General features: G+C 64.2%; 9 protein-coding genes. 6 read left to right on the top strand and 3 right to left on the bottom strand.

What is annotated here, in order from left to right; translation table 11 throughout:
* Positions 1-158: 158 nt before the first annotated feature.
* Positions 159-1,742 (top strand): L-aspartate oxidase, encoded by a 1,584-nt coding sequence (nadB, locus tag IE100_RS10000; protein ID WP_189373930.1) that lies wholly within the window; start codon positions 159-161, stop codon positions 1,740-1,742.
* A 49-nt stretch (positions 1,743-1,791) separates the two neighbouring features.
* On the opposite strand, the gene IE100_RS09995 is transcribed toward nadB, so the two are convergent.
* Complete coding sequence (locus tag IE100_RS09995) at positions 1,792-4,095, bottom strand: PAS domain S-box protein (protein WP_189373929.1); 2,304 nt, start codon at positions 4,093-4,095, stop codon at positions 1,792-1,794.
* A gap of 166 nt (positions 4,096-4,261) precedes the next feature.
* Here IE100_RS09995 and IE100_RS09990 point away from each other — a divergent pair, with 166 nt between their 5' ends.
* The 5 genes from IE100_RS09990 (at position 4,262) to IE100_RS09970 (ending at position 9,979) form a co-directional block, all read left to right on the top strand.
* Positions 4,262-5,260 carry a TRAP transporter substrate-binding protein gene (locus IE100_RS09990; protein WP_189373928.1) on the top strand — a complete coding sequence of 333 codons (999 nt, stop codon included), beginning with the start codon at positions 4,262-4,264 and terminating at the stop codon, positions 5,258-5,260.
* 81 nt (positions 5,261-5,341) lie between these two features.
* Positions 5,342-5,953, top strand: a complete 612-nt coding sequence (locus IE100_RS09985) for a TRAP transporter small permease (RefSeq protein WP_189373927.1) — start codon at positions 5,342-5,344, stop codon at positions 5,951-5,953.
* On the top strand, positions 5,950-7,233 hold the full coding sequence (locus IE100_RS09980) for a TRAP transporter large permease (RefSeq protein WP_189373926.1): 1,284 nt from the start codon (positions 5,950-5,952) through the stop codon (positions 7,231-7,233). Before IE100_RS09985 ends, IE100_RS09980 begins: the two co-directional genes overlap by 4 nt.
* Positions 7,234-7,373: 140 nt before the next feature.
* Entirely contained in the window at positions 7,374-9,650 is a 2,277-nt protein-coding gene (locus IE100_RS09975) for an NADP-dependent malic enzyme (RefSeq protein WP_189373925.1), read from the top strand.
* Positions 9,651-9,685: 35 nt separating this feature from the next.
* On the top strand, positions 9,686-9,979 hold the full coding sequence (locus IE100_RS09970; RefSeq protein WP_229800320.1) for a PhaM family polyhydroxyalkanoate granule multifunctional regulatory protein: 294 nt from the start codon (positions 9,686-9,688) through the stop codon (positions 9,977-9,979).
* Positions 9,980-10,032: 53 nt separating this feature from the next.
* On the opposite strand, the gene IE100_RS09965 is transcribed toward IE100_RS09970, so the two are convergent.
* Positions 10,033-10,527, bottom strand: coding sequence for a hypothetical protein (locus IE100_RS09965; protein ID WP_189373924.1), 495 nt, complete (start codon positions 10,525-10,527; stop codon positions 10,033-10,035).
* A gap of 77 nt (positions 10,528-10,604) precedes the next feature.
* Positions 10,605-11,987 (bottom strand): sodium-dependent transporter, encoded by a 1,383-nt coding sequence (locus tag IE100_RS09960; protein WP_189373923.1) that lies wholly within the window; start codon positions 11,985-11,987, stop codon positions 10,605-10,607.
* Positions 11,988-12,043: the final 56 nt, after the last annotated feature.

Raw genomic sequence — 12,043 nt, 5'->3', positions numbered from 1 at the left:
CAAGTCGTTGATTTCACAAGTACCCCACCAGCAACAAAAATGAAAAAGGTTGGCCGCAACGATTCTTTGGCGTGACGCAGCACGCGGCTGGCGATTCTGCTAATCTTGCTTTTTTGTTTCAGCGCGTGCTTTCACCACGGTTTCCGAGCGATTCGACAATGACAACACTGAAGTTTGATGTCCTGATTATTGGTAGCGGCCTGGCCGGCATGACCCTGGCGCTGCATCTGGCAGAGCATTACGAGGTCGGCCTGATCACCAAGCGGGATTTGCTGGAGGGCAGTTCTTCTTATGCGCAGGGCGGCATTGCCGCGGTGCTGGACACCGGCGACTCGGTCGCCAAGCATATAGACGACACGCTGATCGCCGGTGCCGGGCTGTGCAACGAAGAAACCACCCGCTTCATCGTCGAGAACTCGAAGGATGCCATTGACTGGCTGGTGGACCTCGGTGTGCCGTTCACCCGGGATGCCAGCCACCAGACCGGCTTTCACCTGACCCGCGAGGGCGGGCACAGCCATCGCCGCATCATCCACGCCGCCGATGCCACCGGCGCAGCGGTAACGTCCACGCTGGGCCAGAAGATCAAGGCTCACCCGCGCATCCGTGTGCTGGAAAACCATATCGCGGTCGACCTGATCACCGGCAAGAAGCTGGGCCGCGCGGAAAACCGCTGCTATGGCGCCTATGCGCTGGACAAGGAGCAGGACGAGGTGGTGACCATTGCGGCCAACCATACCATCCTCGCCTCCGGCGGCGCCGGCAAGGTCTACCTCTACACCACCAACCCGGATACCGCCACCGGCGACGGCATCGCCATGGGCTGGCGTGCCGGCTGCCGGGTCGGCAATATGGAGTTCATCCAGTTCCACCCGACCTGCCTGTATCACCCGCACACCAAGTCGTTCCTGGTCTCGGAAGCGGTACGCGGCGAAGGCGGCATCCTGCGCCTGCCGGACGGTACCCGCTTCATGCCACAACACGACGAACGCGCCGAACTGGCACCGCGCGACGTGGTGGCGCGCGCTATCGATTTCGAGATGAAGAAGCACGGCCTCGACTGCGTGTATCTGGACATCTCCTACAAGCCGGCCAGCTTCATCCAGGAGCACTTCCCCAATATCTACGCCCACTGCCTGGAACTGGGCATCGACATCACCCAGCAGCCGATTCCGGTGGTGCCGGCGGCGCACTATACCTGCGGCGGTCTGGTCACCGACCTGGAAGGGCGCACCGATGTCGACGGCCTGTACGCAGTCGGCGAAGTCGCCTGCACCGGCCTGCATGGCGCCAACCGTCTGGCCAGCAACTCGCTGCTGGAGTGCATGGTGATCGGCAAGGCGGCGGCGGCCAACATCGTGGCGTCGAAGACGGTGCCGCTGCCGGCGATTCCGGACTGGGACGACAGCCGCGTCACCGATCCGGACGAAGAGGTGGTGATCTCCCACAACTGGGACGAGCTGCGCCGTGCGATGTGGGACTACGTCGGCATCGTGCGCACCAACAAGCGGCTGGAGCGGGCGCTGCACCGCATCAACCTGCTGTCGGAAGAGATCAACGAGTACTACAGCCACTTCCACGTCAGCAACGACCTGATCGAGCTGCGCAACCTGGTGCAGACCGCCGAACTGATCGTGCGCTCGGCCCTGCTGCGCAAGGAGAGCCGCGGCCTGCACTTCAGCCGCGACTACCCGCAGACCGACGCCACCTGCCACGATACCGTGCTGACGCCGGCAGGCTGAGGCACAAGGTTGGCCGCAGCCGTTGCGGCCAACCTTTGCCGGCGTCCGGCTACTGCGCGCCGTTGTGGCCGGACAGCGGCAGGGTGAACCAGAACACGCAGCCGCCGGCCAGCGTGTCGCTGACGCCGAATTCGCCGTGGTGGAACTCGACGATGGAGCGGCAGATATTGAGGCCGATGCCCATCCCGTCCGGCTTGGTGGAATAGAACGGCGTAAACAGGTTGTCCTTCACCTCCTGCGCCAGCCCCGGCCCGCTGTCGCTGACCTCCACCCGCCAGAAGCGCTCGCCCGCCTCGGTGCGGATCGCCACCAGCGGCCGCCGCACGTCGGCCTCGCGCATCGCCTCCACCGCATTCTTGATCAGATTGAGCAGCACCTGCTCGATCAGCACCGGGTCCATCTGCACCGTCACCGGCTTGCCGCCCGGCTCCCACAGCAGCTGGGCGCCGTACTTCTCCGCCAGCGGCAGCGCCAGCGCGTGGGCGCGCGACACCGCCAGATCGGGATCCGCATTCTCCAGCTGCGGCGCGTGCTTCTTGACGAAGGCGCGGATGCTGTTGACGATCTGCCCGGCCCGGCGCGCCTGCTGCACGATGGCCTGGATCGCCTCCTGCACGCCGTGCTGCTGCTGCACCGCCTCCGGCAGCCGCCGCGACACGCCGGCGGCGTAGGTGGAAATGGCGGTCAGCGGCTGGTTCAGCTCGTGCGCGAGGCTGGACGCCATCTCGCCCATCGCGATCAGGCGCGAGGTGGTCTGGAAGCGCTCGTCCTGCGTGCGCGCCCGTTCGTCGCGCTGGCGCTGCTCGGTGACGTCGACCAGCATTGCCAGCCACGCCTCTTCATCGTTGACCCAGCTGATCTTGCGGTACTGCAGCTGGAACCAGTGTTCGTCGTGGTCCGGCGAGAACTCCAGCGACACCCGGTCCGCCTGTGCCGCGCCGGCCAGCCCCGGCAGCATCGGACAGTACAGCCCCGCCGGTTCGAACTGCGCCCACATCTCGGCGAAGGCCGGGTTGGCGTACAGCAGCTGCGAGCTGGCGCCGTCGGTCACGCACAGGCCGACGTCGAGGCCGTTGAGCACCGACAGGAAGCGCTGGTGCGAGTAGTTGAGCGCCAGCCGCTTTTTCTTCAGCTCGGTGATGTCGTACAGCGACGCCACCCAGCCGGTGTGGCGGCCGTCGTTGCCGCGCAGCGGCGTGGCGTAGAAGCGCACCTCGAAACGTTCGCCGTCGCGATGGCAGAACGGCAACTCGAAGCCGTGCTCCGGCAATTCGCCGTTAAGCACCGCCTGCATCGCCGCCTGCAGCAACGGCGCCTCGTCCTGCGGCCAGAAGGAATACGGCGGCGACTGGCCGACCAGCTCGGTGCTGTCCAGCCCGGTCAGCTCGCAGAAGGCGCGGTTGACGTGCACGATCTGGCCGCGCAGGTCCAGCGCCAGCAGCCCGCTTTTCATGCTGTTCTCGATCGCCTGGCGCAGGATCATCTCGTGCTGCAGCGCCTTTTCCGCCTGCGCCCGCTCGCGCACATGGCCGCGGATGCGCCACAGCGAATACAGCAGCGCCAGCGTCAGCAGGCCGATGAAGCTGGACAGCACCGGCAGCGCCAGCCCGACACCGGCACGGTAGCTGACCGCGCGCAGGCTGAGGCCGTAGCCGGGCGGATCGAAACTGATCTGGTGGAACAGCGTGTTCTGCGGCGGCGTCTGCTCGAACTTGCTGGCCAGCGCCTTACCCTCCAGATCGACCACGCTGATGTGGTACTGCGAGGCGATCCACCACGGCACCTGGTGGTGCAGCAGCGCCGCCAGGTCGTAGACGATGCGCACCCCGCCCTGGTAGCGGCCGTGCACCAGCACCGGCACCGCCAGGTCGAAACGGTACTTGCCGTCCGCGGCGCGATACGGCGCGCCGAACACCGGCCGCTTCAGGCGCTCGGCGCGCCACAGCGCGTCGTAGCTGCCGCCTTCGAGCTGCTGGCCACCGTTGCTCACGCCGCTGCCGTCGAGCAGCACGCGGCCACGGCCGTCCACCCACTGCACTTCGGCGATCTCGCGGCTCTCGCGCCGCAGCAGGCTGGCGGCGGCGACAAAGCGCTGCTGCCCGGCGGCGCCGCCCTGCAGCTCCGGCGCCATGTTCTCCACCGTCTGCTGGTGCCCTTCCAGATGCAGGCGCAGGCTCTGTTCCAGCCACAGCAGCTCCTGCACCAGGCTGTCGCGCTGCTCGTCGACCCAGTCGCGATAGACCACGGAATAGAGGCCGGCCAGCGCCGCCAGCAAGGCGGCCAGGGTCAGGATCACCCCCAGCCACAGCAGGCGGGGCGACGATTTCAACGGGGGGGTAGCTATCAATTGCATACGGGCAACCTGGGCAAACAGCATCAATCACTAGGGAAAACCCCAATGCGGAAGTCCCCAATGGTCAGCCCCCATTGCGGGAACTACTGTTGATGTGGCGGACAGTCCGTTTGTCTGACACGGACGATAACACGCACAACACGACAAATAACAGGAGAGTACCGAGATGAAACTGAAATATGCAGCCCTCGTAATCGGGGCCACCTTCGGCTTCGCTGGCGCAGCCCACGCCGCTGATTTCGTCATCAAATTCAGCCACGTCGTGGCGCAGGATACCCCGAAGGGCAAGGCCGCCGAATACTTCAAGAAGCTGGCCGAAACCCGCACCAAGGGCCGCGTACAGGTGCAGGTGTTCCCGAACAGCCAGCTGTACAAGGACAAGGAAGAACTGGAAGCGCTGCAGCTGGGCGCGGTACAGATGCTGGCACCGAGCCTGGCCAAGTTCGGCCCGCTGGGCGCCAAGGAATTCGAGGTCTTCGACCTGCCCTACATCTTCGACAGCTACGACGAGCTGCACAAGGTGACCCAGGGCCCGATCGGCATGCAGCTGCTGGCCAAGCTCGAAAACAAGGGCATCAAGGGTCTGGCCTACTGGGACAACGGCTTCAAGATCTTCTCCGCCAACAAGCCGCTGAAATCGCCAGCCGACTTCAAGGGCCTGAAGATGCGCATTCAGTCGTCCAAGGTACTGGAAGAAGAAATGCGCGCGCTAGGCGCCATGCCGCAGGTGATGGCCTTCTCCGAGACCTACCAGGCGCTGCAGACCGGCGTGGTGGACGGCACCGAGAACCCACCGTCCAACATGCTGACGCAGAAGATGCACGAAGTGCAGAAGCACGCCACGGTAACCAACCACGGCTACCTGGGCTACGCCGTGATCGTCAACAAGAAGTTCTGGGACGGCCTGCCGGCTGACATCCGCACCACGCTGGATGGCGCGATGAAGGAAGCCACCGTCTACGCCAACAAGATTGCACAGCAGGAAAACGAAAGCGATCTGGCCAAGATCAAGGCCTCCGGCAAGACCCAGATCTACATCCCGACGGCGGCAGAACGCGCCGCCTTCAAGAAAGCCCTGACTCCGGTTCACGCCAAGATGGACGACCGCATCGGCGAAGGCCTGGTACAGCTGATCTACAAGCAGACCGGCTACACCCCGAACTGAACCGTACCTGACTGACAAAAGGTTGGCCGCATCCCGCCGCATGGCATGCGGCCAACCTTTGTCTTAACCGGAGTCACTATCATGAAATTCCTCGACCACCTCGAGGAGTGGCTGATCGCCACCCTGATGGCCGCCGCGACGCTGATCACCTTCTTCGCCGTCGTGCACCGTTACGGGAGCGGCATCGAGCTGCTTCAACCCCTGCTTGCCGATATCCATACCAGCTGGGCGCAGGAACTGACCATCTACCTGTTCGTGTGGATGGCCAAGTTCGGCGCCGCCTACGGCGTGCGCACCGGCATCCACGTCGGCGTCGACGTGCTGATCAACAAGCTGTCCGACAACAATCGTGCCAAGTTCATCGTCATCGGCCTGCTCGCCGGCGCGCTGTTCACCGGCATCATCGGTACCCTGGGCGCCACCTTCGTCTGGGAAATCGGCCATACCGAGCAGACCTCGGCCGACCTGGAAGTACCGATGTGGCTGGTCTACCTCGCGGTGCCCTGCGGCTCTTACCTGATGTGCTTCCGCTTCCTGCAGGTAATGGTCAACTTCCTCAAGACCGGCGAGCTGCCCAAGCATGACCACAGCCACGTCGAAGGCATGGACGACGTCGCCGAAGACATCAATTGGTACGCCATGGACGACAACCTGCATCCGCACGACACCAGCCACAAAGGAGGCAAGCAATGAGCGCCCTCATCATTTTCAGCCTGCTGCTGGTGCTGATGCTGACCGGCATGCCGATCTCCATCTCGCTCGGCCTCACCGTGCTGACCTTCCTGTTCACCATGACCGACGTACCGATCGAGGCGGTGGCGCTGAAGCTGTTCACCGGCATCGAGAAGTTCGAGATCATGGCCATCCCGTTCTTCATCCTCGCCGGCAACTTCCTCACCCACGGCGGGGTGGCGCGGCGCATGATCAACTTCGCCTCGTCCATGGTCGGCCACTGGCACGGCGGCCTCGGCCTCGCCGGCGTGATGGCCTGCGCGCTGTTTGCCGCGGTATCGGGTTCCAGCCCGGCCACCGTGGTGGCCATCGGCTCCATCCTGCTGCCGGCCATGGTGAAGCAGGGCTTCCCCAACAGCTTCGGCGCGGGCGTGATCACCACCTCCGGCGCGCTGGGCATCCTGATCCCGCCGTCCATCGTGATGGTGATGTACTCGGTCGCCACCAACACCTCGGTCGGCCAGCTGTTCATGGCCGGCGTGATCCCGGGGCTGATGCTGGCCACCTTCCTCGGTCTGACCACCTGGTACCGCGCGCGCAAGTTCAACTACCCGCGCCTGCCGAAGGCCTCGTTCAAGCAACGCGTCAAGGCGCTGCGCGAGTCGATGTGGGGCCTGTTCCTGATCGTGGTGGTGATCGGCGGTATCTATACCGGCATCTTCACCCCGACCGAAGCCGCCGCGATGTCGGCCGTGTACGCCTTCGTCGTCGCCGTGTTCATCTACAAGGACCTGACGCTGAAGCAGGTGCCCAAGGTGCTGCTCGATTCGGCCAGCATGTCGGCGATGCTGCTGTACATCATCACCAACGCGGTGCTGTTCTCCTTCCTGATGACCAGCGAAGGCATCCCGCAGGCGATGGCCGGCTGGCTGATCGACGCCGGCCTCGGCCCGATCGCCTTCCTGCTGGTGGTCAACATCCTGCTGCTGGTCGCCGGCAACGTGATGGAGCCGTCGTCCATCGTGCTGATCTTCGCGCCCATTCTGTTCCCGGTGGCGATGCAGCTGGGCATCGACCCGGTGCACTTCGGCATCCTGATCGTGGTGAACATGGAAGTCGGCATGTGCCACCCGCCGGTGGGCCTCAACCTGTACGTCGCCTCCGGCATCACCAAGATGGGCATCACCGAGCTGACGGTGGCGGTGTGGCCGTGGCTGCTGACCATGCTGGCCTTCCTCGGCCTGGTCACCTACGTACCGATGATCTCGCTGTGGCTGCCCAAGACCCTGGGCATGATGTAACGAGCACGTTGGCCGCAAAACGCGACGGGATTTTCCCGTCGCGTTTTTTGTCGGACACGGCATAGCCCCCAACTAAGGGTTGGCCCTATAATGTCAACCCTCTCCACACCCTCATGAAATAATAATCAGGAGCCAACAGAATGGACGAGCAACTGCGTCAAGCCGCACTCGATTTCCACCAGTTCCCACAGCCGGGCAAGATCCAGGTCGCCCCTACCAAGCCGCTGGCCACCCAGCGCGACCTGGCCCTTGCCTACTCGCCAGGTGTGGCAGCACCTTGCGACGCGATCGTTGAAGACCCGCTGAACGCCTACAAGTACACCGCCCGTGGCAACCTGGTTGCCGTGGTCACCAACGGTACCGCCGTGCTGGGTCTGGGCAATATCGGCCCGCTGGCCGGCAAGCCGGTGATGGAGGGCAAGGGCGTACTGTTCAAGAAGTTCGCCGGCGTCGACGTGTTCGACATCGAGCTGAACGAGAACGACCCGGACAAGCTGGTCGACATCATCTGCGCGATGGAGCCGACCTTCGGCGGTATCAACCTGGAAGACATCAAGGCGCCGGAATGCTTCTACATCGAGAAGAAGTGCCGTGAACGCATGAACATCCCGGTGTTCCACGATGACCAGCACGGCACCGCCATCGTGGCCGCCGCCGCGGTACTGAACTCGCTGCGCCTGGTGAACAAGGACATCGGCAGCGTGCGCGTGGTGGCCTCCGGCGCCGGCGCCGCCGCCATCGCCTGCCTGGAGCTGCTGGTCGCCCTGGGCGTGAAGCGCGAGAACATCACCGTCTGCGACTCCAAGGGGGTGATCTACCAGGACCGCGACGACAAGATGGACGAGTCGAAGAAGCGCTTCGCCATCCCGGACAACGGTCAGCGCAAGCTGGCCGACGCCATGGTCGGCGCCGACATCTTCATGGGCCTGTCCGGTCCGAAACTGGTTTCCCAGGACATGGTGAAGTCCATGGCCGCCAACCCGGTGATCCTGGCCATGGCCAACCCGGAACCGGAAATCCTGCCGCCGCTGGTCAAGGAAGTGCGTCCGGATGCCATCATCGGCACCGGCCGCTCCGACTTCCCGAACCAGGTGAACAACGTACTGTGCTTCCCGTTCATCTTCCGCGGTGCGCTGGACGTGGGCGCCACCACCATCAACGAAGAGATGAAGCTGGCCACCGTGCGCGCCATCGCCGACCTGGCCATGGCCGAGCAGAACGACGTGGTGGCCACCGCCTACGGTGACCAGGAGCTGTCCTTCGGCCCGGAATACGTGATTCCGAAGCCGTTCGACCCGCGCCTGATCGTGAAGATCGCCCCGGCCGTGGCCCAGGCCGCGATGGACTCCGGCGTCGCCACCCGCCCGATCGCCGACATGGACGCCTACGCCGACCAGCTGGCGCAGTTCGTGTACAAGACCAACCTGTTCATGAAGCCGGTGTTCTCGCAGGCCAAGAAAGCGCTGAAACGCGTGGTGATGGCCGAGGGTGAAGACGAGCGCGTGCTGCACGCCACCCAGGAAATCGCCGCCCAGGGTCTGGCGTTCCCGATCCTGATCGGCCGCCCGACCGTGATCGAGAAGCGCATCAAGAAGCTGGGCCTGAAGCTGGAAATCGGCAAGGACTTCGAGCTGGTCAACAACGAATCCGACCCGCGCTACGCCGAGTACTGGAAGGACTACTACCAGCTGATGAAGCGCAAGGGCGTGAGCCAGGAGCAGGCGCGTCGCCGCGTGATCGGCAACACCACCCTGATCGGTGCGCTGATGGTGCGCCGCGGTGAAGCCGACGCGCTGATCTGCGGTACCTACGGCCCGTATCGCCAGCATTTCGACATCATCGAGAACGTGATCGGCTACGCCCGCAAGGACAAGGTGGCCGCCGCGATGAACGCGCTGATCCTGCCGACCGGCAACATCTTCATCGCCGACACCTACGTGAACCCGAACCCGGACGCCGAGCAGCTGGCCGCCATCACCGAGATGGCAGCGCAGTCGGTACGCCGCTTCGGCATCAATCCGAAGGTGGCACTGCTGTCCAACTCCAGCTTCGGCACCTGGAACTCGGAAGGCGCCTGCAAGATGCGCGACGCGCTGGCCCTGGTGCAGGAAGCCCATCCGGAACTGGAAATCGACGGCGAGATGCAGGGCGACGCGGCGCTGGTGGAAAGCATCCGCCAGCAGGCGATGCCGGAAAGCACGCTGAAAGGCGCGGCCAACCTGCTGGTGATGCCGAACGTGGAAGCCGCCAACATCAGCTACAACCTGCTGCGCGTATCGGCGTCCGACGGCGTGACCATCGGCCCGATCCTGATGGGCATGGCCAAGCCGGTACACATCCTGACCCCGATCTCCTCCGTACGCCGCATCATCAACATGGTGGCGCTGGCATCGGTAGATGTACAGGCAAATGGCTAAGCGCCGATAGTGGTTATACTGAACGGGTGAACGTCATGTTCACCCGTTTTTTTTATGTTGCGGCCAACCTTGTGGAGGTTACGATGAGTGCCGATTTCAATCCTGCCGATCCGTTCGCCCTGTTCCGCCAGATGATGCAAAGCGCGACCCCGCCGGGCGCGCAGCCCTTCCTGCCGCCGATGAGCGAAGAGGAAATCGACCGCCGCATGGCCGAGCTGCGCGTGGTGGAAACTTGGCTCACCATGAACCTGGGCGCGCTGTCGATGCAGATCCGTACCCTGGAAATGCAAAAGGCCGCCCTCGCCGCCCTGCGCCCGAAAAGCGAATAAAAAAACGTTGGCCGCAACATTGCGGCCAACGTTTGGTTCACGACGCGACGGGTTCAGCCCGCCAGTGCCGCGATGTCGAAACGGCAGGGATTGAGCGGCGTTTCCCCGTGCGGAATGCGGCTGGCGCTGCGCTCGTACCGCAGCCATAGCTGGCGCCGCGCCGGGGTGTCGAACATCCGCGCGTGCAGCTGGTCGAGGAAGTGCAACATGGTCTGCGCATCCACCCTGGCCTTGCCCAGCGTAGGCTCACCCAGCACGCAGGACATCGCGTAGCGTACCTGCGTCACCTCCGGCCCCAGCCTGGCCGGATCGGTCTGCCGCACCGCGCGCTGCCACGCCCGCGCCAGCTGGCTGCTGGCGGCAAACGCCGCCGCATTGCCGGCAAAACGCGCGGCGATCATGTCGCCGACGTCGTCGCGCAGCAGGTCGCCATTGCGATCCGGCGGAAACACGGACTCCGCCACCGGCAGGCGCTCCGGCGCCAGCAGCAACCACAACCCCAGTACGCCACCGCAGGCAGCGGCACTGATCAGCAATCGCCCGCTCATCCTCGTCTCCCGTTTCTGCTCGTCCTGTTCCTGCTTGTTCTATAGCAGAGACCGCCGGTACGGCAGCCCCTCCCGACTTACAGCAGCCCCAGCCCCTTCAGCATCACCAGCAGGATCAGCAGCGGGGTCACGTATTTCAGCAGCGCGTACAGCAGCTGCACCACGACACGGTTGTGCAGTACCCCCTCGTTCGACAGCGCCATCATCATCTTGTCCTTGCCCCACACCCAGGACACGAACAGGCAGATGAAGATGCCGCCTATCGGCAACAGGATGGACGACGACACGAAATCGAACAAGTCGAAGAAGGTCATGCCGAACAACTTGACGTCGGCCAGCACGCTGTTGGACAGCGCGCAGCTGGCGCCGATCACGCCCAGCAGCAGCAGGTTGATCAGCGTCGCCCTGGCACGGCTGATGTTGAAACGGCCGACCATTACCGACACCGGCACCTCCAGCAGCGACAGCATCGCCCCGGTGGCCGCCACCGCCGACAGCACGAAGAACAGCACCATGAACAGGTGTCCCATCGGCATGCTGGCGAATACCGCCGGAATGGTGATGAACAGCAACGACGGCCCGGCTTCCGGCTTGAAGCCGAAGGTGAACACCGCCGGGAACACCACGATACCGGCCAGCATCGACACGAACAGGTCGGCGCTCATCACCCGCACCGTGGTGGACGGAATATTCTGGTCGTCACGGAAATAGCTGCCGTAGGTCATCATGGTGCCCATGCCGATCGACAGCTTGAAGAACGCCAGCCCCATCGCGATCAGCGCCACTTCGGCGGTAATCTTGGCAAAATCCGGAGCGAACAAAAAGGCCAGCCCCTGCGCCGCACCCGGCAGCATCAGGCTGCGCACGCCCAGCACCAGCAGCAGGATGAACAGCACCGGCATCAGCTTCTTGGTGACCGCCTCGATGCCCTTGGCCACGCCCAGCAACAGGATGCCGCCGATGAACAGCAGCACGCCCCACTGCCACAGCAGCGACTGCAGCGGATCGGACACCAGCGCGCCGAACGCGGCCGAGGTCTGCGTCGGGTCCTTGCTCAGGATGTCGCCGCCGATGGCCTTGAACACGTAGGCGAACACCCAGCCCGCCACTTCGGAATAGAACGACAGGATCAGGAACGCCGCCAGCACGCCGGAGGCACCGATCAGCCACCAGTACTGCCCGGCCGGTGCCAGCACCCGCAGGGTGGTGACCGCGTCGGCCTTGGCTTTGCGGCCGAGCATGATCTCGGCAATCATCACCGGCAGGCCGACCAGCAGCGTGGCCAGCAGGTACACCAGCAGGAAACCGGCGCCGCCGTTGGCGCCGGTGACATAAGGAAACTTCCAGATATTGCCCAGCCCGACCGCGGAGCCGAGCGTCGCCGCCAGCACGCCGAAGCTGCTGGTAAAGGCATCACGCGCCTGACCCGCGGGTGTCGCGGGTTGCGTAGTTTGTTTCATGGTTTATCCCACCTTGAAATGACAACAAGCCCGCCGCCGTGGGTAACGGCGCGGGC

It is taken from the genome of Vogesella alkaliphila, from assembly GCF_014652475.1.
Lineage (GTDB): Bacteria > Pseudomonadota > Gammaproteobacteria > Burkholderiales > Chromobacteriaceae > Vogesella > Vogesella alkaliphila.
Note: the sequence above shows the minus strand (reverse complement) of the source record. Positions and strands in the feature narration are given on the sequence as shown.